Below are 21,643 nucleotides of genomic sequence, written 5' to 3' on the forward strand. Positions count from 1 at the left end.
ACTAGATAGGGCCCATGTCTATCGCAGCCAAAGCCAATGCCCTCTGGGAATATGCCAACCCGCGCAAGTTTCTTGCAACCAGCGAGCGTGTCCTTCCGTTTTTCTGGATCACCTCGATTGCCTGCATCGTCGTTGGGCTGATCTGGGGCTTTTTCTTTACGCCGGACGATTACAAACAAGGGTCGACGGTCAAGATCATCTATCTGCATGTGCCTGCGGCACTGATGGCGATCAACTGCTGGCTTATGATGCTGGCGACGTCGTTGGTTTGGCTGGTACGACGTCACCATGTCAGTGCGCTGGCAGCGCGGGCGGCGGCACCGATTGGGATTGTGATGACCCTTATTGCTTTGCTGACAGGCGCGATCTGGGGCCAGCCTATGTGGGGCACCTGGTGGGCCTGGGATCCGAGACTGACCTCGTTTCTGATCCTGTTCCTGTTCTACCTTGGATATGTCGCCCTGTGGGAGGCGATTGAAGATCCCGACACTGCGGCCGACCTGACCTCGGTCCTGTGCCTTGTGGGGTCTGTTTTTGCGATCCTCAGCCGTTATGCGGTGAACTTCTGGAATCAGGGGCTTCATCAGGGCGCATCTGTCATGCGCGCAGCAGCAGTGACCGGGACAGACACCGAAGAAAAGGTCAGCAACATTTTCTTCTATCCGCTGCTGGTCTGCATCATCGGCTTTGTTCTGCTGTTCATCGCATTGGTGCTGTACCGTACCGGAACCGAAATTCGCGCGCGTCGGATCAAGGCGCTGATGGCGCGGGAAAGGGTGGGCGGATGATTCCCGATCTTGGAAAATATGCTGACGCGGTTCTGTCGTCTTATGCCGTGTCGATCGTTCTTCTGGTGGCCTTGGTTGCGTTCAGTGTGATGCGTGGACGCAAGGTGCGCAAAGATATGGAAAAGGTCGAACAAAGGATGTCGCGCAATGGCTAAGATTTCGCCCTTGATGATCGCTCCGCCGCTGATTTTTGGTGCCTTTGCCGTATTGGCTGGAATCGGCATGTTCCGCGACGATCCAAACGCTCTGCCATCCGCGCGGGAAGGGCAGCCCGCCCCGCCTGTGGTCCTAAGCGAGTTTCCCGGCAAAATCCCATTCGATGACGCAACCCTGCGCGACGGAGAGGTCAAGCTGGTCAACTATTGGGCCAGTTGGTGCGCCCCTTGTCGCGCCGAACACCCCAATCTGGACGCTTTGGCGAAAGAAGGCATTCCGGTCTATGGTATCAACTACAAGGACCAGTTGGCCAACGCAGACGCATTTCTGACCGAGCTTGGCGATCCTTACACTGCGATGGGACGGGACGAGCAAGGCCGCATGGCGCTGGATTGGGGCCTTTACGGCGTGCCTGAAACCTATGTGATTGATGGCGATGGCACCATCATCCTGCGTTTTGCCGGGCCTATTACGCAGCGTGTGATCGAAAGCACGATCCGCCCTGCCTTAGAAAAGGCTGCGGGCGGATAACGCCCTCATTTTGCATCAGCTAGAATTACAACCGATAGCCCCCGGTGACACCTAAGACTTCACCGGTTATGAACCCCGCTTCGTCCGAGGCAAGAAAGCGCACGACTTTTGCGATGTCTTCCGGCGCGCCAACCCGGCCAAGGGCGGTGTCTTTGACAAACAATTCCGTCAGATCGTCAGAGCGTGGAGCCTCGGGGATATTGATCGCGCCTGGGGCAATCGCATTGACCCGAATACCCTGCGGACCCAGTTCCTTGGCCATGGCACGGGTCCACAGGTTGAGCGCAGCCTTGCTGGCCCCATAGGTCGCGGCATCGCGCGGTGGGAGGGTCGCGTTCATGGACGAGATGTTCACGATGGATGCCCCGGCTTGCAGGTGGGGCAGGGCGGCGGTCAGAAGGGCCACGGGTGCAAGCAAATTCAGGTCAAGGATGTCTCTGTGATCCTGCGAATTGAACGCCTCTTTAGGCGTTGGGTGGACAAGCCCGGCATTGTTCACAATGACATCCAGCCGTCCGAACTGTGCGATGACCTGATCAATCACGCGAGTGGGCTGATCTTGCTGCGTCAGGTCTGAGCGTATCGCCAGAACGTCGCCATCCAACACATCCAAATCGGGGGCGCTGTTCAACCACGTGAACGCGATTTGGTGATCATGACCGAGGTTTTCGACGATTGCGCGGCCAATCCCCCGGGCGCCGCCGGTTATCAGTGCAACTTTTTCCATAGGCACACCAAATCTGTAAAGTGGATGTGTTTCAACGCTTAATCTGATCGCCTTGGAAAAGCGTCAGCTGCGCAGCAGAATCCAGATCATCGCCGCGATGAACGCAAAGGTTACCAGGTTCATCAGAGTATCTGTGAGATCACCGATCAGCATCGTGCTGGCCCTCCTCTCTTAGGCCGCGGAACAGGCAGACCATCAGCAGGACTGAAATAAAGACAAAGGGTAAAGCACCAAGCGAGATGAGGATCTTGACCGAATCCACTGACCCGGAAAGGATCATCGCCACGCTCAGCAGCCCCAGCAAGGCCCCCCAGATCAGGCGCACGCGCGGAGGAGGGTTCTCGTCTCCTCCGGTCGAGAAGGTGCCAAGGACAAATGCCGCGCTGACGACGCTGGTCACAATGAACAGAAACGCAGCCAATACCGTTGCGAGTGTTGTGATCAACGACAGCGGCAGCCGGTCGAGCAGGGCAAAGGTCACGCGTTCAATGTTTGTCTGCGTGTAGGCCAACAGTTCGCCCGCCCCGTTGAGCGCCTCGAAAAGTCCGATACCGCCAAACGCGCCAAACCAGAGGATTGAAAACAAAGTGGGGGCGAACAGTACCCCGATCACAAACTCTCGTATCGTTCGACCACGAGAGATACGCGCCACGAAGACACCTACAAATGGCCCCCAGGCGATCCACCAGACCATGTAGGTGAGGGTCCAGTCGCTGAACCATCTGGTGACGTCGTCCCCAAAAAACGTGAAGGTTTGAAAGCCGCGTGGGATGACATTGGTGACGTAATCGCCAAATCCCTGCACCACGGTATTCAAAAGGTATTCGGTTGGCCCAAGAATGATGGTGTAGGCCACGAGGCCGATCGCAATCAGCATGGCAGCGTTAGATAAGCGCGCCATACCCTGCCCCAGATCAATCAAAAGCGCAGGGATGTAAGCTCCGACCATTGCCAGAAACACGACGGTAATCAAAAATGCTCCGCCCGTTTCCCGGCCTCCCAACACCGCGATTCCGTCTGCGACCTGAAAGACGCCCATGGCCATTGAGCCACCAACGCCAATGGCAATTGCAATGATCGCCATGAAGTCTGAAAGCCATCCGACACGTTCGGCCCAGCGTTCACCGGGAAACAGGCTTATGATCGGTGCGCTGACCATCATCCCGGTGCCGCGCCGGAAGCTGAAATATGCGATGGTCAGCGCAGTTGATCCGTAAATGGCCCAAGCGTGCAGGCCCCAATGGAAGTTGGTCGCCAGCATGGCCTGCTGCGCCGCGATGTAATCGGGTGCCATGCCTGAGATGAAATTGAAGTGGGTTAATGGTTCGGCCACGGCCCAGAACAAAAGACCGACCCCCATCCCGGCTGAGAACAACATCGAAATCCATGTGGCGGTGGAGAATTCAGGTTCTTCGTCATCGCGACCAAGGCGAATGTTCCCGTATTTCGAGAACGCCAGAACCAGACACCCGATCAACATGCCCGAGGCGGCAAGCATCACAAACCATCCCCGGCTGTGGAAGGTCTGTTGGACAATACCACTGGCCCAGGTCACCAAACTCTGGATGTCGACAACCCCCCATATCCCGATCACGGCAATGACACTGAGGGAACAAACCAGCAGGGCGTTTGGTTTTTGCATGGCGCGTGGCTTCCGTGAATGACCTTGCCCAACAGTTTCAGGTTTTCGAATGGATGACCAGAAAACAAAACCCCCGGCGCTTGGCCGGGGGGTTAATTCGCACGTTGAGCTGTCTGGTCACGATGCCTTTGCAAGGTTGCGCAGCACATAGTGCAACACGCCACCGTTTTCGATGTATTCAATCTCGGGTGCGGTATCGATGCGGCATTTCAGGGTGATGGTTTTCTCACTTCCGTCGCCATAAACTATTGTGCAGGGCACCTCTTGCAGGGGCTCAACTGAATCCAATCCGTGGATTGAGACGGTTTCATCCCCTTTCAGGCCAAGCGTCTTGCGTGTGTCACCCCCCGTAAATTCAAACGGAATGACGCCCATTCCAACCAGGTTTGACCGGTGGATACGCTCAAAGCTTTCGGCGATGACGGCTTTCACACCCAGCAGCGCAGTGCCTTTGGCTGCCCAGTCGCGGCTTGAGCCCGCGCCGTACTGCTCGCCACCAAACACCACCAACGGCGTGCCGTTCGCCTGATAGGCCATCGACGCGTCGTAGATCGAGGTCTGTTCGCCATCCGGGCCCTTGGTGTAACCGCCTTCAACGCCCTCCAGCATCTCGTTCTTGATGCGGATATTGGCGAAGGTGCCGCGCATCATGACCTCGTGATTGCCGCGGCGTGAGCCGTAAGAGTTGAACTCACGCGGTTGCACCTGCCGTTCGATCAGATACTGGCCAGCGGGCGAGGTCGTCGCAAATGACCCGGCAGGCGAGATATGGTCGGTTGTGACCATGTCGCCCAGAATCGCCAGAACCTTGGCCCCTTCGATATTCGAGATTGTGCCCGGTTCAGCACCCATGCCCTGAAAGTAAGGCGGGTTTTGAATGTAGGTCGAGGTCGGCGGCCAGTTGTAGGTTTCCTGTTGTGGAACTTCGACCCCGCGCCATTTCTCGTCACCTTTGAAGACATCCGCGTATTTTGACTGAAACGCCTCGCGGGTCACAGTGGCCTCGACCAGTTCAGCGATTTCACTCTGGGTCGGCCAGATGTCTTTCATGAAGACGTCATTGCCGTCCTTGTCCTGACCGATCGGTTCCGAGGTCAGGTCAATATCCATCGTGCCGGCCAGTGCATAAACCACCACCAGTGGCGGCGAGGCCAGATAGTTGGCACGGACGTCCGGTGAAATACGCCCCTCGAAGTTGCGGTTGCCGGACAAAACCGACGTGGCGACCAGATCGCCCTCGGCAATTGCCTCGGAAATTTCTTTCTGGATCGGGCCCGAGTTCCCAATGCAGGTGGTACAGCCATAACCAACAAGGTTGAACCCGATGGCGTCCAGATGCTGTTGCAGACCGGCGGCCTCGAGGTATTCAGACACGACCTGCGAACCGGGGGCCAGAGATGTCTTGACCCAGGGTTGACGGTTCAGCCCCAGTTCATGTGCTTTCTTCGCCACCAAACCAGCGCCGATCATCACATAAGGGTTCGAGGTGTTGGTGCAGGAGGTAATCGAAGCGATCACGACCTTACCCAACTCCATGCCGTATTCTTCGCCTTTGACTTCGACCTGTTTGCCCATCGGGCGTTTGAAGGTCTCGGCCATTTCCTTGGTAAAGGCCGCCTTGGCGTCGGTCAGGGCAACATAGTCCTGCGGGCGCTTCGGGCCCGAGATCGCCGGAACGATGGTGCTCATGTCCAGCGTCAGGGTATCGGTGTAGATCGGAGCATAGTCCGCATCGCGCCAAAGGCCGTTTTCCTTGGCATAGGCTTCGACCAGCGACAGACGGTCCTCGTCGCGGCCGGTATTGCGCATGTAACGAAGGGTCTCGCCGTCGATGGGGAAGAAGCCGCAGGTCGCACCGTACTCTGGTGCCATGTTGGCGATGGTCGCACGATCGGCCAGCGGCAGGCGGTCCAGGCCTTCGCCGTAGAACTCTACGAACTTACCAACAACGCCCTTTTCGCGCAGCATTTCCACGACCTTGAGAACAAGGTCTGTACCGGTGGTGCCTTCGACCATCGAACCCGTCAGTTCAAAACCAACGACTTCGGGTATCAGCATCGAGATCGGCTGACCCAGCATCGCGGCCTCGGCTTCGATGCCGCCAACGCCCCAACCCAGAACGGCCATGCCGTTGACCATGGTGGTGTGGCTGTCGGTGCCGACCAACGTATCAGGATAAGCGACCTCATCCCCGTTTTGGTCTGTGTCCGACCAGACAGTCTGCGCAAGATACTCCAGATTCACCTGATGGCAGATACCGGTTCCGGGGGGCACGACACGGAAGTTGTTGAACGCCGACTGGCCCCATTTCAGAAACTGGTAGCGTTCCATATTGCGTTCGTATTCGCGGTCCACGTTCATCTGAAATGCGCGCGGATTGCCGAATTCGTCAATCATGACCGAGTGGTCGATGACCAGATCAACCGGGTTCAGCGGATTGATTTTCTGTGCATCGCCGCCCAGTCCTTTGATGCCGTCGCGCATCGCAGCAAGGTCCACGACCGCCGGAACGCCGGTGAAATCCTGCATTAGCACGCGGGCAGGGCGGTACGCTATCTCACGCGGGTTCTTCCCACCGTTCACGCCCCATTCGGCGAATGCTTTGATGTCTTCGACAGAGACTGAAAAGCCGTCATCTTCGAACCGCAGCATGTTTTCCAGCACGACTTTCAGTGCCGCTGGAAGTTTCGAGAAATCACCCAGACCGGCCTCTTGGGCGGCGGGGATGGAATAATATGAAATGGATTTGCCGTTCACGCTTAGGCTGCGGCGTGTCTTGGCAGTGTCCTGTCCGACTCTGATGGGCATCAGTGGCCTCCTTGTCAAATGACTTGGGCAATGGGATTCGCTGTCTGTTATCTGTATCACCAAACCCCCTCGTTCAAGGAAGAACAAGAATAAAGGGAGCAATTTTGTATACCATCGCACACATTGATGAGGCAAATGTGCATCTGCGCCTCAAGAAACCTTGATTGGTCGTTGAACAGCAAAGCAGCTATTGCTGAATCCCAACCGCCGAAATCGAGAGTTCTTATGTTCAGACCCGCCATTTTGACTGCCCTGGTGTCCTGTTTTCTGGCTGCCTCTGTCGCGGCCGAGGATGATCCTGTGGTGGTTGAATTGTTTACGTCACAAGGCTGTTCGTCTTGTCCCCCGGCGGACCGGCTGATGCATGATCTGGCCAAGCGAGACGACGTCATCGGCTTGGCGCTGCACGTGGACTATTGGGACTACATTGGGTGGAAGGATGAATACGCTGACCCGGACCACACCACACGGCAGCGCGCCTATGCCCGGGAAGGGGGGCGCTCGATGATCTATACGCCGCAGATGGTGATCAACGGGCAGCATGACATTGTGGGTGCGCAATCTCGAGAGCTCGACCGCCTGATCAATGCGCATCTTAAGGCAGTGCCCGAGGCTTCGGTGATCGCAACCCGGACAGCGGATGAAGTGACTGTGGAAGTCATGCCGGTAGAATTGCCGGAGGGCGAGACCTATGACATTCGTGTCGTCCAGTATTCGCCCATGCGCCACGCCTCGATCCGTCGTGGAGAGCTGGCCGGGCAAGACTTGGACTATGCCAATGTGGTGGAAACCTGGCAGATCGCCGGGCAATGGGACGGCGTCGCACCACAAACCTTCTCAGCCCAACTTGGATCGGATCTTCCGGCGGTTGTTTTGGTTCAACGCGCAGGCCACGGCCCTATTGTTGCGGCAACGCGCGTGAAGTGATCAAGGCATCTCGTCCGGGGCAATGCCAAGCCCGTTCCAGTGCTTCCAGCGGCGGTGAATCCAGAACCATTGCCCCATATGCTGGCGGACCATCTTCTCTAGGTCATCATTGGTGAACTGGGTCATGGTTTTTGGATCCGTATGCGGAACCGGATCGTGCAAAATGATCTCAAAATCTATGCCATTGGGTTGACGCACAGCGTAGCAAGGGATGAGTTCCGCCTTGTATTTCATCGCGAGTTCAGCGTTCAGCACAGAGGTCACGGCGGGTTTGTCGAAAAACATCAGTTCTTCGCCCCCCATGGCGTGAAGGTCAGACACGATGGCAATGATGCCACCCTTTTTCAGCGTGCGCACCATTTCAACCATCCCTCGACGTCCTTGTTCGAACATGGGGGCACCGGTCTTGTAGAAGGCTTCTACGTAAGCGTCGTTGAAATAAGGGTTTGCCATCCTGCGATACAGGCAGCCTATCGGCTGACCGCTGTGTTTTTGCAGGGCAATGCGCGCGGCCAGATAGTGGCCAAAATGCGCAGTAATCATCATGACCGGGCGCCCTTCGGCGACTGCTGCATCAAAGGCGGCAATGCCTGGGCCTGAAATCTTTGCTGTACTCTGACGCTCGGTGAAGCCCTCTGGCGAAAAATGCTCCATGATCGCCCGACCTGCATTGTCCGGCACATCACGACAAATCTTTTTAACCTCGGCATCGGAAAGGTCAGGGCAGGTGAGCTTCAGATTGCGACGGATACGTGTGCGAAAACCAACCACCGGGGCCAGTGATCGCATGATCGCGCCCATGGTCGCGATGCGCCGTTCATAAGGAAGCAGGCGCATTGCCCCGATAATCCCCTGAAGGACCAGATTGGTGACATAGTATTTTCCAAGCTCAAACTTGCTGAGCTCCGACTTTTCGACGGGCATGGAGGCATCTCACCGCGTGTTGCGAAGTTCTGTGCCAGACATACAGGCCGATGTTGGTAAGCTCAAGCGTTCAGCAAGGTGCCGATCAAAGTGGACGGATCGCGGCGCATAATCTTGACTTAAGTGCTATCCGGCCTCTTCTTCGGGATCGACCAAAGCGATTGTTCCTGCATCAGCCAATGTCCGAATGGCACCAACCACCTGTGTCATCGCGTCTTCAGCTTCAGATTGCTTGACGCGTCCACGTTCGCCCATCTCTGCGCGCAAATTATCCGCCATGCGGGACGAGATGTTGGACAAAAGAAACTCGACCGATGCTTTGTCATCATCGGCGGCTGCTCCGGTTAGGGCCGTGACCAGAACGGGTTGGTCCACTTCGCGCAGTATGGCGGGAACATCGCGGGCTGCGATACGGCTGGAGATATGGGCGAAGGTAAAGATTGATTGACGCACGAGATCGGCAAAAGCGGCGTCATCCTCATCCAGTGCATTCAGCAAATCGTCACGCGTTGCAGCCGCAGACTGGTTCAGGATCGCGCCGACACGCGCGCCGGGGCCGTCATCGAACGCCTGAGCCGGGCGCTGATCCAGTTGCGCAGCCAAGGACCAGCCAATTCGTTCAACCAATTCGGGGGTGACATTTGCCGTCTTTGAAACTGCGTAAGTGATCCGACGGGCCACCGGGCCGGGCACATGACCCAGCATCTGAGCCGCCTGTGCGGTGTCCATTTTGGATAGCATCACAGCAGCCACTTCGGTGCTTTCCGCCTGAGCCATGGCGGCAAGATCCTCGGCAGGGATGTCGCGCAGTCTTTGCCACGGATCGCCGACCTGACGTACACCCGCCACTTTGCGCAGACGGGCCGCCGTTTTGGGGGCGATTTTTCCGGTTACTGCATCCAGTGCCCCTGCCAGCCCGTGCGGAAACGCCAGCCCAAGGTTATTCAAAGCCTCGCTGAATTCCTGCGCCACGGCATCCAGAGTTACACGATCCACCAGCCCCATCTCGCCAAGTTGATGTGTCAGCCTTTCTTGCAGATCATCTGGCAGTTCTTCCAGAGGAAGATCCGCGCCTTCGTTGAGCAAAAGGCGCACAACAACCGCAGCCTTCTGGCGGCTGGTCAATGTCCTGGGAACAAGTCGCGGTGTGTCGTCATTCCCTGTGGCAAGCGGAGCGGATGCCCCGGGTGCCGCTTGTATCAATGCGTTTGTGTCCTGCATCTGCCTGTGGTGCCAAAATTTCTGAACCACAGGCAGATTACGGAGAATTGGGTTAAATAACCTTGAAGTTTAGTAGTTATAGGTCAGCCCGGTGCGGATGGCTTCACGCAACGATGCCTCGGCCCAGGTTCCTTCGCCACCACGTGCTTTGATCTCGCGCCATTGCTCGATCGCAAGATCGGTTCTGCCTTCGGCGACAAAGCCCTGTCCCATGTAACTGCGGGCGAGGATGTTGTCGGGGTTAGAGTTGATGGCATTGGTGTAGAAGACGCTTGCTAGCTCAAGCTCACCCATTTTGCGGTACGTAAAACCCCAATACGTCAGGACGCGATCATCGTCCTGATCCATGATGCGCAGAATGTTCTGAGCGTTCTCGAATTGCCCGTCATAAGCCAGCTCGCGCACGGCGTCATACAGCTCATCATCGGTGAAATTGGTCTTGTTCGGTTTGACACAACGCCCCGCGTCCTTGTCGTAGACGCGGCCAAAAAGGCACCTCTTGGTCGTGTTCGTTGGTTTTGGTGGGGTCGTGGTGCTGCCACCATCGCCGGCTGCATACAAAGCCGGTGCGAAGGCGAAAGCCTGAAGGGCAATAGCTGAAACTAAAACAAGGCGCATTTTCCTACTCCGTTCTTTGGGCTGCTCTGATCAAGCATAGCGCGATTTGATAAAAGGCTAACAATTGCGCTGTCGCTTTTATTCACAAGTAGGAAAGAAAAACCTCAGCTATTGACAGTTTTTACGCAGCTATGGGCTTCGGCGTCCCATTGTGTTCCCGGCGCGCAGGACTGCGTTTGTTCAGTATGGGCGCTGCAGGCCAAAGCGACAAAGGCTGAGCAGCCAAGGGCCAATGCGCAAATCAAAGTCCGGATCATCAAGCTTCTCCTGTTCAGGAATGCGCGGACAAGATAACCGATTTTTGATGATCTGGCAAAAGAACAAGGCTCGGATCGCTGCGTGCGAACCGGGCCCCTGAACTGCTTGATCGACTTAAGAATTATTCGCCGAACACTCGGGCAAAGATCGTATCGACATGCTTGGTGTGATAGCCGAGGTCGAATTTTTCTTCGATTTCTTCAGGGCTGAGCGCAGCGGTGACATCCGCATCTGCCAGCAACTCTTCTTTGAAGTCGGTGCGATGTTCCCAGACCTTCAGCGCGTTGCGTTGGACCATGGCGTATGCGTCTTCACGGCTGACACCGGCTTGGGTCAGCGCCAACAAAACCCGCTGGCTCATGACAAGGCCTGGGAATTTGTTCATGTTCTCCATCATGTTTTCAGGGAAGATCAGCATCTTGTCGACCACGCCAGTCAGTCGTGCCAGCGCGAAATCGAGCGTGATCGTGGCGTCCGGCCCGATCATACGTTCAACTGACGAATGCGAAATATCACGCTCGTGCCAGAGCGCCACGTTTTCCATCGCCGGGATCACGGCCGCGCGGACCATGCGCGCCAAACCTGTCAGGTTCTCGGTCAGAACCGGGTTCTTCTTATGCGGCATGGCCGAAGAACCTTTCTGGCCCATCGAGAAAAACTCGGCCCCTTCCAACACCTCGGTCCGCTGCATGTGGCGGATTTCGATGGCGATGTTTTCGATGCTGCTGGCGATGACGCCCAGAGTCGCAAAGAACGCGGCGTGGCGGTCTCGCGGTATGACCTGCGTGCTGATTGGTTCCGGCACCAGCCCCATCTGGTCGCAGACATGTTCTTCGACGCGCGGATCGATATTGGCGAAGGTGCCAACCGCACCGCTGATCGCGCCGGTTGCGATTTCCGCGCGAGCGTCACGCATGCGCGACAGGTTGCGGTCCATCTCGGCGTAGAAGCGGGCAAAGGTCAGGCCCATCGTGGTAGGCTCGGCATGGATGCCGTGGCTACGACCGATGCGTACAGTGTCCTTATGTTCAATCGCGCGGCGCTTGAGCGCGGCCAGAAGACCTTCAAGATCGGCGATCAGTATGTCAGCGGCGCGGGTCAGTTGTACGTTCAGGCAGGTGTCCAGCACGTCGGAACTGGTCATGCCCTGATGCACAAAACGGGCTTCTTCGCTGCCCACATGCTCGGCCAGATGGGTCAGGAAGGCGATGACATCGTGTTTGGTGACGGCCTCAATCTCATCAATACGGGCTACGTCGAATTCCACGTCTTTGGCTTTCCACACGGCCTCGGCGTTTTCGCGCGGGATGACGCCCAGATCGGCCATGGCATCGCAAGCATGTGCCTCGATCTCGTACCAGATGCGGAACTTGCTCTCGGGCGACCAGATGGCGACCATGTCAGGGCGGGAATAACGAGGAATCATTGGCGGCAGCACCTTTTTGTGATTGGGATGAGGCGTTGGCGCGGGGTTTAGCCCTGTGTGCAGCCGGGAACAAGAAGAGAGAACGCGTATGAGACGGTTTGCCCTGATTTTGGCCCTTTGGCCGGGTGTTTTGGCCGCAGATGGCTTTCAGAAATTGTCAGGTGATGAAATTCTAGCTGCGCTGACGGACAAGAAACTCGAATATGGTGCAGGGGTTTGGCAAACCTTCGAGGCCAGCATGAGCACGCAGTACTTCTCGGGTGGGCCAAGCGCCGGGCGCTGGGCCGTGCGCGAGGATCAGTATTGTTCGATCTGGCCACCTTCAGATTTGTGGGCCTGTTACGATGTCTTCCGCAATGAGGATACTATCCGGTTCGTCGATGATGCAGGCGGTCAGACAGACGGCGTTTACGCGCAATAGAGGCGCGATTTCTAACCCCGTCGGCGACGGCAACCGCGCTTTGAAAGCTCACATGCGGGGTCGTAATCCGCCCGGTCTTTGCGTGCCGGTACTGGACAAACTGCGTCTGGAAGGGTCAAGCTGCGTTTGAGGAAATCATCAGGTTATTGAGATATGCGTTTATTTTCAGGATCATTGCTGGCCGCGTGCGCTGCCGTGTGGCTTGGCGCGGCAGGGTCAGTGACAGCCGATACTCCGGTGACATACACAGAAGATGGTCGTGCGTTGTTTCGATTCAGTGTCCCTGACTTCTGGGTGCTGCGCACTGGCGGCCCGCGAGAGATCGAGGATTCCGAGCTGGGTGATACGCGCGGAGTGTCACGCGTCATGGGAATGCGCCCGGTGACAGACGATACAGTCTGGATGGGGTTTGTTTCGCCAGACGGCGTTGCATCCATTCAGGATGGTGTCCGCTACTTGCAGGATATCGACAAGTTTCTGGTCAACAATCCAACCGTCACCAGCACCAGCGACACACGTATCGGAGGATTGCCTGCGAAGGTGTTCCGGGGCACCGGACGCCGCGAAGGCAGGGGGGTCAGCTTTACAGCAACGCTCATTGACCTGCCGCGGGGCCGCGTTGCAGTTGCCGTGGCCATCCTGCGCGATGGTGCGAATCCGGACTATGCTGACGATCTGAACGCAGTCTTCGCGTCGTTCCGGTCGCTTCAGTAAGGAGAGGGTGCGATGAATTTTCAAATGATCAGACGGATTTCTCTTGCACTTGGGTTGGGCGCAGCAAGCTTTGGATTGTCGGCCTGTGAAGGCGTCTCGGTTGGCGTTGGGTATGGATATGGGTACGACCCGTTCTACGACTCGATGCTTTGGAACGACTATTACCGTCGAGACGTCAATATCGACATCGACCGGCCTGATCGACCAAACCGGCCCGACCGCCCAGTTCGTCCTGAACGTCCGAAACCGCCGGTTGCCAAACCGCCTGCACGGCCAAGGCCGCCGACGGCGCGTCCACCTGCCGCACGGCCACCCATTCATCGGCCATCACCGCGCCGCTAAAAATTAAAGGCCGCCAGACAGGCGGCCTTTTTTTACGGCAGAAGCTCGGTTGTGATATGGGCGGAACCTTCCAGCGTTCGGTGTACCGGGCATTTGTCAGCTATCTCAAGCAGGCGCTGTTTTTGCGCCTGATCCAGCGGACCGGTCAGACGGATTTTCCGACGAAACTGATCCACTTTGCCCTCATTGGCCAGACCTGCATCCTGCGCATGTACTTTGTCATGACAGACATCAACGCTGACATTTGTCAGGGGCCAGCGCTTGCGCCGGGCGTACATCCGGATCGTCATGGATGTGCAAGCGCCCAGACCAGCGGATACAAACCCGTAGGGGGACATGCCTTTGTCTGTACCGCCGTACGAGACCGGCTCATCCGCGACCGCGTGGTGATGGGGTCCGGCCTGAATATCTTGCATAAAGCCGCTTGGGTCAGCCTCGGTGACACGTACAACACCTTCCGGGGCACCGGGTGGCGGGGCGGGTGGGCAAAGCTTTACGTAACGCGAAACCCATGCGGTTATCACATCAGCCGCATATTCGGCATCCTCAGCACCTGTGATCAGGTGATCGGCATCGTCGAGAGTCACAAAGCTTTTGGGATGTTTTGCCGCCAGAAAAATCGTGCTGGCGTTATCGATGCTGACGGTTTCATCCCGCGGTGCGTGAAGGATCAACAACGCAGCTTTGAGTTCGGCAATCGACGCCGACAAGGCAGATTGCGCGATGTCATCTACAAAGGCTTTGCCAATGCGGAAAGGACGCCCGCCTAACGTGACTTCGGCACTGCCGTCCTGCTCAATCTGCGGTAAAGCGGCTTCGAAATGATGCGAGACATGACTTGGGTCTGCCGGAGCCCCGATGGTCACCACGGCTTTTATCGACGGAATGCCCGCCCGTGCACGCAGAACGGCTGCGCCGCCCAGCGAATGTCCGATCAACAGGGCTGGGGCCATGTTCCGTCCGGCCAGGTATTGCGCGGCGGCAATCAGGTCTTCGACATTCGAGGTAAAGGTCGTGTTCGCGAACTCTCCTTCGGAATGGCCCAGCCCGGTAAAGTCAAAGCGCAGAACTGCGATCCCCATGGCGGCCAGTCGGGCAGATATACGTCGGGCCGCTGGGATGTCCTTGGAACATGTAAAGCAATGGGCAAAGAGCGCTGTCGCCAGCACCGGACCGTCCGGCAGGTCAAGACGCGCGGCCAGTTGGCTGCCGTCATGTCCGGCAAAGGTAATGCGTTCCGTGGGCATGTCGGCTCCTTGAATGGGTTGGGGGAACACCGACAATAGTGGGTTTGTGTTGGTCCGGTCTCAACCCTTATGTCAGTCGCGTCACGTGAAGGTGAGAACTTTGTGCGCGTTTTCTCACCTGTGAACCATCATGTAGCTAAGCGTAGTGATTGAGAGGGCGGTCTTACAAACTTGCACTTATAACATCATGTATTGTGAAGTTAGGCAAATCAAACATTCATTTTACTTATATTCTATTGGGACACATCTATGGATCGCAGTTGTCGACCAAGGAGATACCCATGTCACACGCAGAAATCACCGCCCGCACCCCTGTGATGCACCCTCTGTGGATCATCGCGTTGCTACTGGCCGGTGTCACAGGCTTTGTCGCTGGACAGTCCTGGCCCGCAAACTTGAGCGGGCCACAGGTTCAAGACGAACCGATCCTGGAAGACTGGCACGGCAATGTCCGCCGGTCGCATTGGTCAAAGTGAGGCGTTGGCCTCACTCTGCCCCCATTAAGCGGGCATCGAACGGGTACTTTGTCAGGTTCTCATAGCCGTCCTCGGTAATGAGAACCTGATCTTCAAGCTTGATGCTGAAATCACCGCCAACCTCGCCAACGCAAGCTTCGACACACAGGACCATTCCGGGTTCCAGCGCATAGTCATAGGATCCTTCGACGGCCTTATCCGGATAGGCCACAAGCGGCCACTCGTCGCACAGGCCCACGCCATGCATCAGGCAGCCGTATTTCTGCGCCTGAAACTTGTCGTCCAACCTGTGGGAATTTGCCGTCAGTTCCGGGATCATCACACCGGGTTTGAGCATCTCCACATTGGTCATGATGTGTTCATGTGCGTGCTGCATGGCATAGATCATGTCCGCCCGTGGTTTTTGATCGCCAATCCACCAGCTGCGCGAAATGTCTATGCAAATTCCGTAGGATCCGATCAAATCGGTGTCGAACGAGATGATCTCGTTCTGCTGCGTTATCCGAGGGCCGCATTCCTGAAACCACGGGTTGGTTCGCTGGCCCGAGGCCAGGAGGCGGGTTTCGATCCATTCCCCACCGCGCTTGATGTTTTCCGCATGCAGAACAGCCCAGATGTCATCTTCTGAGGTCTTCCCATTGCCCACATTGGCACGGGCAAACTTCTCCATTTCAGCTACGGCTGTCTCGCACGCATGGCTGGCGCAGCGCATAGCAAGGATTTCGTCCGGTCCTTTGATGGCTCGGGTCTTTTCGGTCAGCTCTTCGCCTTCCATGATCTCGAAACCTTGCGCCTCAAGCGCGCGCAGGCCGTGCAGCATGATCTTGTCCACGGCAAGGCGTTTGTTGCCGCCGCTGTGCTCTTCGATCAGCACCCGCACTTCATTCGAGAACACATCCGCCGCCACGTCGACCTTGTCGCCTCGGTCGAAATAAAACAGGTCCGCGCCTGAGCGTTGTTCACGCACCAGTGGGTTGAACGTGCTGAGGAAGGGCGAGTTCTTGTAATCCCAAATCACCATGTACCCGTCGGCACACAACAAAACGGCACGGAACGGGTTATGCGTGTTCCACAGCTGCATATTTGTGCTGTCGGTCGCATAGCGAATGTTCAACGGATCGAACATCAGCACGCCGCCATACCCGCGATCCACTACAGCCTGCGTCAGCCGCTTCCAGCGATGTTCCCGCATACGGGTCAGGTTGGGCAATTCCAGTCCGGCAGCGGCCCATTCATCAAACGCCAGCTGCGTCGGTCCGATCTCAATCCGGTCATTGTCGTTCGGAGTGCCGTCGCCCAAAGTTGCGCCTTTGGTGGGATCGATCTTGCGCGTGTCTCTGTAGTGATGATTTATGGCTGGCCTCGTCATGTGTTTTGGTGAAACTAGTGTGCCGATCTACCGCGTCTGAAAAAAATGCGACCGCGAGTTTGTCGTTTTCGACCGACACGTCGTCTGGGGCATGCTAAGCCTTTGTCATGAGGCAGATTCTGCAAAGCACAATTCCGTACGATGTCCGAAATCCGCGTGCCTTGCCGGGGATACAACCGACGACATTGGAAAACTGGCTGCATCAGGACGATGCATTTTCTGGTCAGATGCAACGTCGTGAAGAGCTGCTTTTTGACCATCGAGACGATGTTCTGGCCCTTGATCCACAGGCGGAACCTGCCGCCCGCGAGCTGTTGGATCTTGTTTTGGCCCAAGTCTACCCTTCAGCCGGGGAGACGGTTGTCAGGCCCGATGGTGCAATGGTTTCTATCGACCACAGCCAGCCGTTGGATACGTTGTGCAAATTGGTGCAGGAAGATTTCTGTATTCTTCAAAAGCGCGGGGATGAGCATGTTCTGACCGGCGCGATCCTGTGCTTTCCAGCCAGTTGGCGTTTGGCGGAAAAATTCATGCGGCCACTGATCGACATTCACGTGCCCGTCGAAAGCTATGACGACAGTATTGCGAAGAGGGTTCAGCGGTTGTTCGATGGCATTCAGCCCGGGCGCCCATTGTGGCGTTTCAATGCCCTCTGGTATGAAGATCCCGAGCTATTCCAGCCCCGCAGTGTGCACGCACCGCGGGAAATTCGGGACCGGCAACAGGACTCGTATCTTCGGAGTGAACGTCAAACCATGTTGCGCCTGCCCAGGACGAATGCGGTCGTATTTTCCATTCATACGTATGTTTTGGCTGCGCACGCGGTTGCAGAAATGGAAAACCCCGCCTGACGGCGGGGCCTCCAAGGAGGGTCTTGGTAATTTGGTTACATGCCCAAGGCGGTGGCAACGTCGGCAAACGCGTTGCTGGCGTTCAGTGCGACAATGGCAAACGTGAACACGAGCACTTGAGTGTTGAGGCGGAAATCTTCGCCCCGGATCAGGTTGACTGCAGTCATCGACAAGGCGATCGGTGCAGAAACGCTGGCCAGAACGCCTGTCATACACCAGCTGCTGAGACGCAGAATATCGCTTGGTCGTTCGTCATCTGTCGCCACATCAGTACTAGGCGCTGCCTGATCAGATGGAGCGGCGTCATCACTGCGGAACGCGATGCTGAGCAATTGTTCATCCGTAAGCTGGATCGGCCGAGCCGTCGGAGCGTGCAGGGCAGTGATGTTGTCATCCAGTTCAGGCATTTTGACGTCGGCGAACTGACCGGTCAGGGACTGAAAGATCTGTTTCCTGTCTCGCGTTTCGCGACTTGGAGTCAAGGTATCGAAAGCGCTCATGAATTGTTCGACCGTCAGCACCGTGTGCGGTGACAGCCATTCAACCCGCCGGGTCGAGCAGATATCGACCATGCGATACAAGATGACCACCAGCATCAGTTCCGAGATTTCGGTATCATCCAGTATCGGCGACACGGGGGTGACTGACAGCACAAGCCGGTTCTGAGGATGCGAGACGCGGGGCTTTGTTATGGTTTTTAGCCCCGCGGCGCGATCCATGCGCTCGTATCGGTCTTCCTGCTCGGGTGTGCCTGTATCCAGCGTCAGCCGAACCAGATATTGGCTCGAGACGATGCTGGCCTCGGAATAGCTGAGCAGCGCTTTGCGCTCGACCAGATGGCCGTAGTCCTCAAACGTTGTCGCAACGATGGTTCCAAAGCGCTCGAGCGCGCCAGTTGCGTCACCATCAAATTGCAGACCGCCATGGTAGCTATGCTTCCGAGCCACTGCTTTGTCCTTATTCAAGCATTGTTCGAAAGACACTCTAGCAACCGTTCTGGGGGAGAATTTGGCAAAAAATGCAAAAAAACGAAATTTTCCCGCGATTGATTACGCTTTGGAAACCAAGAAACTAAAGGCTTTTGTTTGTCACTGTGGCGGAAATGTGGCGAAAACGAGCGTGGCGCGTGTTTTCCGTGCGGCGACGCTATTGATCGATTCGGGCGGCCATGATGGCAATGGATTGCTGATACACAGAGGCCGCGTTCCACTGCTGCAAAACACGAAAATTTGGTTCTCCGGGCTGGTAACCGCGACCGGGTTTCCACCCTTTCTTACGAAGAAAATTCGCGGTTGAGGCTAGAGCGTCCGTCATATTGTAGAAATCCACACGCCGGTCACCAGTGGCATCGACGCCATAGGTCAGCGCGTTGCCGGGCAGGAATTGAGTATGGCCCAATTCGCCATGTTTTGCCCCTTTTGTCGCCATTGTGATACTGCCCATATCCACCAGTTTCAGTGCCCCAATTGCGTGGGGAATAAAGAACTCGGATCGGCGACAATCATAAGCCAGAGTGGTTATTGCGGAAACAATCTGGCTGTCACCCATAAAACTGCCAAAGCCGGTTTCCATGCCATGAATGGCGATCAGCACACCAGCTGGCACACCGTACTGGCGCTCGAAGGCTGCATAATAGTTGGGGTTGGCGGCTTTGCGTTTACGTCCTTGCGCCACGATCGTGTCTGCCCCGCGAACCCGCATGAACTTGTCTAGCGAGTATTTGAAGCTTTTCTGATTGCGATCTGCCGCAATGGTGCGCGTTGCGTACTGTGTCTGCGACAGCGCTTGCAGCCCCTTTTTCTTGACCCCGGCCTTACGTGCCTGTTTCGCAAAATCGGCTTTCCACGCTTCAAACCCGGCGCTGGTGTTCCCGCAGGGCGCGGCCAAAACAGGCGAGGTCAGTGACAAAGCGAGGATAGCTGCAAGGCGAAACATGGGCACAATCCGTTTGAGATGAAGTCTGAAGTCAGCGTAGCTGGGGCCTTGGGTTCGGGAAAGAAGTTAGTAGAGGTCCAGCTCTCCTTTCTCTTTAAGTGTTTCGAACCATTCGTCCGGGGTGGCCTTTATGCGGGCATGTTTCACCATCATGGCGTTCATGTTCGGCAGGTTCGAGGAATCCGGCCACGCGTCGGGCTGCCACAGGTTTGAGCGAATGACGCATTTGGGGCAATGCGCAAACACCGTATGAACGTGGATCAGCAGCGCCAGTTTCGGCGCATGGCCAGCAATGGCCATTTGCTCCAGTAGCTGCGGGTCCGCGCAGATCCGGGCCTCGCCCCGAAGTCTGAGGGTCTCCATCTTGCCGGGAACAAAGAAAATCAAACTCACACGCGGGTCTTTGAGAACGTTGTGGAAGGTATCCACCCGTTTGTTGCCCGGACGGTCCGGGATAGCGATCAGTGTATCGGACAAGACCTGAACAAAACCTGCAGGATCCCCACGAGGGGAGATATCCAGATATCCGTCGGGGTTGGCTGAGGCGATCAGGCAGAAGGGCGAAGTAGCGATGAAGTCGCGGCACATCTGGTCCAGTTCAGAGAGTTCTTTGGCAATGATCTGCGGGAGAGGGGTGCCGGAAATCTGAAGCAGTTCTTTTTCGGAGGTCACGATATTTGAGTATTTCGAAAAAGGTGAAGTGCTGAAGGCCATACTGTTGTCTCCGGTTGGGAGTGTCCTCTTGAGTTTGTTGAAACTCAGGCGACGCGTCAAATCATACTGGTAGAAAAGACAAGGGCGCCCGATTGGACGCCCTTGCAGATGTAAACCCAAATCCGGTTTAGCAGCTGTAATACATGCCGTATTCAACCGGATGCGGGGTATGCTCGTAGGTTTCGACCTCTTCCATCTTCAGTGCGATGTAGCCGTCGATCTGGTCTTTGGTGAACACGTCGCCCTGCAGCAGGAAGTCGTGATCCGATGCCAGAGCTTCCAGAGCTTCGCGCAGGCTGCCGCAAACGGTTGGGATGTCAGCCAGTTCTTCGGCAGGCAGATCGTACAGGTTCTTGTCCATGGCTTCGCCCGGATCGATCTTGTTTTTGATGCCGTCCAGACCAGCCATCAGCAGCGCGGCAAACGCCAGATAGGGGTTCGCAGCCGGATCGGGGAAGCGGGCCTCGACGCGCTTTGCCTTCGGGCTTTCGGTCCACGGAATACGCACACAACCCGAACGGTTACGGGCCGAGTAGGCGCGCAGAACGGGTGCTTCGAAGCCCGGGATCAGACGCTTGTAGCTGTTGGTCGCCGGGTTGGTGAAGGCGTTCAGGGTTTTGGCGTGCTTCAGGATGCCGCCAATGAAGTACAATGCTTCGTCCGACAGGTCGGCGTATTTGTCACCTGCGAACAGGGGCTTGCCGTCTTTCCAGATCGACATGTTCACGTGCATGCCGGTGCCGTTGTCACCCGCGATCGGCTTCGGCATGAAGGTCGCCGATTTGCCGTAGGCATGGGCTACGTTGTGAATGACGTACTTGTACTTCTGCAGCTCGTCGGCCTGCTTGGTCAGGCTGTCGAAGATCAAGCCCAGCTCGTGCTGGCACGAGGCAACTTCGTGGTGGTGCTTGTCAACCTTCATGCCCAGACGCTTCATGGTCGACAGCATTTCCGACCGTAGGTCCTGTGATTTGTCGATGGGGTTTACTGGGAAATAACCGCCCTTGACGCCCGGACGATGGCCCATGTTGCCCATCTCGTACTCGGTGTCGGTGTTCCACGACGCGTCGGTTGCATCAACTTCGTAGGATACCTTGTTGATACTGTTCGAGAAACGAACGTCGTCAAACAGGAAGAATTCGGCTTCAGGCCCCATGTAGGCGGCATCACCGATACCCGATGATTTCAGGTAAGCTTCGGCTTTCTGAGCGGTGCCACGCGGGTCACGCTCGTACGCCTCGCCGGTGTCGGGCTCAACAACCGAGCAGTGAACGCAGATGGTTTTTTCTGCGTAGAACGGATCTACATAGGCGCTTTCGGTGTCGGGCATCAGTTTCATGTCGGATGCTTCGATCGACTTCCAACCGGCAATGGAAGAACCATCGAACATGAAGCCTTCTTCCAAGAAGTCTTCGTCGACCTGATCGGCCATGATGGTCACGTGCTGAAGCTTGCCGCGCGGGTCGGTAAAGCGGATGTCGACGTATTCTGCGTCTTCGTCCTTGATCAGCTGAAGAACTGCGTCCTTGCTCATTCTCTAGATTCCTC

Annotated in this window: 22 protein-coding genes; 8 read left to right on the forward strand and 14 right to left on the reverse strand. The window is 56.5% G+C overall.

Features of this window, described 5'->3' with window-relative positions:
- The first annotated feature begins 14 nt into the window (after positions 1-14).
- From ACXADZ_RS06490 to ACXADZ_RS06500, 3 genes are read left to right on the forward strand one after another with little or no spacing between them, the layout of a single operon-like run.
- Complete coding sequence (locus ACXADZ_RS06490) at positions 15-788, forward strand: heme ABC transporter permease (protein ID WP_171090769.1); 774 nt, start codon at positions 15-17, stop codon at positions 786-788.
- Entirely contained in the window at positions 785-943 is a 159-nt protein-coding gene (gene ccmD, locus ACXADZ_RS06495; protein ID WP_171185881.1) for a heme exporter protein CcmD, read from the forward strand. Before ACXADZ_RS06490 ends, ccmD begins: the two co-directional genes overlap by 4 nt.
- Positions 936-1,475, forward strand: a complete 540-nt coding sequence (locus tag ACXADZ_RS06500; RefSeq protein WP_171185879.1) for a DsbE family thiol:disulfide interchange protein — start codon at positions 936-938, stop codon at positions 1,473-1,475. Before ccmD ends, ACXADZ_RS06500 begins: the two co-directional genes overlap by 8 nt.
- A 25-nt stretch (positions 1,476-1,500) precedes the next feature.
- On the opposite strand, the gene ACXADZ_RS06505 is transcribed toward ACXADZ_RS06500, so the two are convergent.
- The 3 genes from ACXADZ_RS06505 to acnA all read right to left on the reverse strand — a co-directional run bounded on the left by ACXADZ_RS06505 (position 1,501) and on the right by acnA (position 6,652).
- Positions 1,501-2,202 carry an SDR family NAD(P)-dependent oxidoreductase gene (locus tag ACXADZ_RS06505; protein ID WP_475193925.1) on the reverse strand — a complete coding sequence of 234 codons (702 nt, stop codon included), beginning with the start codon at positions 2,200-2,202 and terminating at the stop codon, positions 1,501-1,503.
- A 139-nt stretch (positions 2,203-2,341) separates the two neighbouring features.
- The gene (locus ACXADZ_RS06510; protein ID WP_475193928.1) at positions 2,342-3,844 is read right to left on the reverse strand and encodes a BCCT family transporter; all 1,503 of its coding nucleotides are present in this window, start codon (positions 3,842-3,844) and stop codon (positions 2,342-2,344) included.
- A 117-nt stretch (positions 3,845-3,961) separates the two neighbouring features.
- Positions 3,962-6,652, reverse strand: coding sequence for an aconitate hydratase AcnA (gene acnA / locus ACXADZ_RS06515; protein ID WP_475193930.1), 2,691 nt, complete (start codon positions 6,650-6,652; stop codon positions 3,962-3,964).
- A 225-nt stretch (positions 6,653-6,877) separates the two neighbouring features.
- Between acnA and ACXADZ_RS06520 the strand changes: the two genes are divergently transcribed.
- Positions 6,878-7,579 (forward strand): DUF1223 domain-containing protein, encoded by a 702-nt coding sequence (locus ACXADZ_RS06520; RefSeq protein ID WP_475193933.1) that lies wholly within the window; start codon positions 6,878-6,880, stop codon positions 7,577-7,579.
- Here the strand turns inward: ACXADZ_RS06520 and ACXADZ_RS06525 are convergent, their stop codons facing one another.
- The 4 genes from ACXADZ_RS06525 to purB form a co-directional block, all read right to left on the reverse strand.
- Complete coding sequence (locus ACXADZ_RS06525) at positions 7,580-8,503, reverse strand: lysophospholipid acyltransferase family protein (protein WP_171668472.1); 924 nt, start codon at positions 8,501-8,503, stop codon at positions 7,580-7,582. It abuts the gene before it with no gap.
- A 126-nt stretch (positions 8,504-8,629) separates the two neighbouring features.
- Positions 8,630-9,724: a flagellar motor switch protein FliG gene (locus ACXADZ_RS06530; protein ID WP_475193934.1), complete on the reverse strand. Its 1,095-nt coding sequence runs from the start codon at positions 9,722-9,724 to the stop codon at positions 8,630-8,632.
- Between the two features lie 69 nt (positions 9,725-9,793).
- Positions 9,794-10,342 carry a tetratricopeptide repeat protein gene (locus tag ACXADZ_RS06535; protein ID WP_475193938.1) on the reverse strand — a complete coding sequence of 183 codons (549 nt, stop codon included), beginning with the start codon at positions 10,340-10,342 and terminating at the stop codon, positions 9,794-9,796.
- Between the two features lie 379 nt (positions 10,343-10,721).
- On the reverse strand, positions 10,722-12,026 hold the full coding sequence (gene purB / locus ACXADZ_RS06540; RefSeq protein WP_171668471.1) for an adenylosuccinate lyase: 1,305 nt from the start codon (positions 12,024-12,026) through the stop codon (positions 10,722-10,724).
- An 88-nt stretch (positions 12,027-12,114) separates the two neighbouring features.
- On the opposite strand from purB, the gene ACXADZ_RS06545 reads away from it, so the two are divergent.
- Together ACXADZ_RS06545 and ACXADZ_RS06550 are read left to right on the forward strand one after the other, a co-directional pair.
- Entirely contained in the window at positions 12,115-12,447 is a 333-nt protein-coding gene (locus ACXADZ_RS06545) for a hypothetical protein (RefSeq protein WP_171090748.1), read from the forward strand.
- A 153-nt stretch (positions 12,448-12,600) separates the two neighbouring features.
- Positions 12,601-13,161: a hypothetical protein gene (locus ACXADZ_RS06550; RefSeq protein WP_475193945.1), complete on the forward strand. Its 561-nt coding sequence runs from the start codon at positions 12,601-12,603 to the stop codon at positions 13,159-13,161.
- Between the two features lie 175 nt (positions 13,162-13,336).
- Here the strand turns inward: ACXADZ_RS06550 and ACXADZ_RS06555 are convergent, their stop codons facing one another.
- Positions 13,337-13,489, reverse strand: a complete 153-nt coding sequence (locus ACXADZ_RS06555) for a hypothetical protein (RefSeq protein WP_475193947.1) — start codon at positions 13,487-13,489, stop codon at positions 13,337-13,339.
- A 46-nt stretch (positions 13,490-13,535) separates the two neighbouring features.
- Positions 13,536-14,750, reverse strand: a complete 1,215-nt coding sequence (locus ACXADZ_RS06560) for a bifunctional alpha/beta hydrolase/OsmC family protein (protein WP_475193949.1) — start codon at positions 14,748-14,750, stop codon at positions 13,536-13,538.
- Positions 14,751-15,031: 281 nt separating this feature from the next.
- Here ACXADZ_RS06560 and ACXADZ_RS06565 point away from each other — a divergent pair, with 281 nt between their 5' ends.
- Positions 15,032-15,226, forward strand: coding sequence for a hypothetical protein (locus ACXADZ_RS06565; protein WP_171668469.1), 195 nt, complete (start codon positions 15,032-15,034; stop codon positions 15,224-15,226).
- A 10-nt stretch (positions 15,227-15,236) separates the two neighbouring features.
- On the opposite strand, the gene dddP is transcribed toward ACXADZ_RS06565, so the two are convergent.
- Entirely contained in the window at positions 15,237-16,580 is a 1,344-nt protein-coding gene (gene dddP / locus ACXADZ_RS06570; RefSeq protein WP_475198512.1) for a dimethylsulfonioproprionate lyase DddP, read from the reverse strand.
- Positions 16,581-16,702: 122 nt separating this feature from the next.
- On the opposite strand from dddP, the gene ACXADZ_RS06575 reads away from it, so the two are divergent.
- Positions 16,703-17,446 carry a heme-dependent oxidative N-demethylase family protein gene (locus tag ACXADZ_RS06575; RefSeq protein ID WP_475193951.1) on the forward strand — a complete coding sequence of 248 codons (744 nt, stop codon included), beginning with the start codon at positions 16,703-16,705 and terminating at the stop codon, positions 17,444-17,446.
- Between the two features lie 35 nt (positions 17,447-17,481).
- Here the strand turns inward: ACXADZ_RS06575 and ACXADZ_RS06580 are convergent, their stop codons facing one another.
- The 4 genes from ACXADZ_RS06580 to glnA all read right to left on the reverse strand — a co-directional run bounded on the left by ACXADZ_RS06580 (position 17,482) and on the right by glnA (position 21,629).
- Positions 17,482-18,393 (reverse strand): hypothetical protein, encoded by a 912-nt coding sequence (locus ACXADZ_RS06580; RefSeq protein ID WP_475193954.1) that lies wholly within the window; start codon positions 18,391-18,393, stop codon positions 17,482-17,484.
- Positions 18,394-18,592: 199 nt separating this feature from the next.
- Positions 18,593-19,381, reverse strand: a complete 789-nt coding sequence (locus tag ACXADZ_RS06585) for a lytic murein transglycosylase (RefSeq protein ID WP_171668465.1) — start codon at positions 19,379-19,381, stop codon at positions 18,593-18,595.
- Positions 19,382-19,447: 66 nt separating this feature from the next.
- On the reverse strand, positions 19,448-20,095 hold the full coding sequence (locus ACXADZ_RS06590; RefSeq protein WP_475193959.1) for an MSMEG_1061 family FMN-dependent PPOX-type flavoprotein: 648 nt from the start codon (positions 20,093-20,095) through the stop codon (positions 19,448-19,450).
- A 127-nt stretch (positions 20,096-20,222) separates the two neighbouring features.
- Complete coding sequence (gene glnA, locus ACXADZ_RS06595) at positions 20,223-21,629, reverse strand: type I glutamate--ammonia ligase (RefSeq protein WP_475193962.1); 1,407 nt, start codon at positions 21,627-21,629, stop codon at positions 20,223-20,225.
- Between the last annotated feature and the right edge of the window lie 14 nt (positions 21,630-21,643).

The organism is Ruegeria sp. ABM4_193, from assembly GCF_056158705.1.

Coding starts and splice junctions, on each gene's coding strand:
- ACXADZ_RS06490 (WP_171090769.1), top strand. CDS start 15: ATGTCTATCGCAGCCAAAGCCAATGCCCTCTGGGAATATGCCAACCCG.
- ccmD (WP_171185881.1), top strand. CDS start 785: ATGATTCCCGATCTTGGAAAATATGCTGACGCGGTTCTGTCGTCTTAT.
- ACXADZ_RS06500 (WP_171185879.1), top strand. CDS start 936: ATGGCTAAGATTTCGCCCTTGATGATCGCTCCGCCGCTGATTTTTGGT.
- ACXADZ_RS06505 (WP_475193925.1), bottom strand. CDS start 2,202: ATGGAAAAAGTTGCACTGATAACCGGCGGCGCCCGGGGGATTGGCCGC.
- ACXADZ_RS06510 (WP_475193928.1), bottom strand. CDS start 3,844: ATGCAAAAACCAAACGCCCTGCTGGTTTGTTCCCTCAGTGTCATTGCC.
- acnA (WP_475193930.1), bottom strand. CDS start 6,652: ATGCCCATCAGAGTCGGACAGGACACTGCCAAGACACGCCGCAGCCTA.
- ACXADZ_RS06520 (WP_475193933.1), top strand. CDS start 6,878: ATGTTCAGACCCGCCATTTTGACTGCCCTGGTGTCCTGTTTTCTGGCT.
- ACXADZ_RS06525 (WP_171668472.1), bottom strand. CDS start 8,503: ATGCCCGTCGAAAAGTCGGAGCTCAGCAAGTTTGAGCTTGGAAAATAC.
- ACXADZ_RS06530 (WP_475193934.1), bottom strand. CDS start 9,724: ATGCAGGACACAAACGCATTGATACAAGCGGCACCCGGGGCATCCGCT.
- ACXADZ_RS06535 (WP_475193938.1), bottom strand. CDS start 10,342: ATGCGCCTTGTTTTAGTTTCAGCTATTGCCCTTCAGGCTTTCGCCTTC.
- purB (WP_171668471.1), bottom strand. CDS start 12,026: ATGATTCCTCGTTATTCCCGCCCTGACATGGTCGCCATCTGGTCGCCC.
- ACXADZ_RS06545 (WP_171090748.1), top strand. CDS start 12,115: ATGAGACGGTTTGCCCTGATTTTGGCCCTTTGGCCGGGTGTTTTGGCC.
- ACXADZ_RS06550 (WP_475193945.1), top strand. CDS start 12,601: ATGCGTTTATTTTCAGGATCATTGCTGGCCGCGTGCGCTGCCGTGTGG.
- ACXADZ_RS06555 (WP_475193947.1), bottom strand. CDS start 13,489: ATGGCCGATGAATGGGTGGCCGTGCGGCAGGTGGACGCGCCGTCGGCG.
- ACXADZ_RS06560 (WP_475193949.1), bottom strand. CDS start 14,750: ATGCCCACGGAACGCATTACCTTTGCCGGACATGACGGCAGCCAACTG.
- ACXADZ_RS06565 (WP_171668469.1), top strand. CDS start 15,032: ATGTCACACGCAGAAATCACCGCCCGCACCCCTGTGATGCACCCTCTG.
- ACXADZ_RS06575 (WP_475193951.1), top strand. CDS start 16,703: ATGAGGCAGATTCTGCAAAGCACAATTCCGTACGATGTCCGAAATCCG.
- ACXADZ_RS06585 (WP_171668465.1), bottom strand. CDS start 19,381: ATGTTTCGCCTTGCAGCTATCCTCGCTTTGTCACTGACCTCGCCTGTT.
- ACXADZ_RS06590 (WP_475193959.1), bottom strand. CDS start 20,095: ATGGCCTTCAGCACTTCACCTTTTTCGAAATACTCAAATATCGTGACC.
- glnA (WP_475193962.1), bottom strand. CDS start 21,629: ATGAGCAAGGACGCAGTTCTTCAGCTGATCAAGGACGAAGACGCAGAA.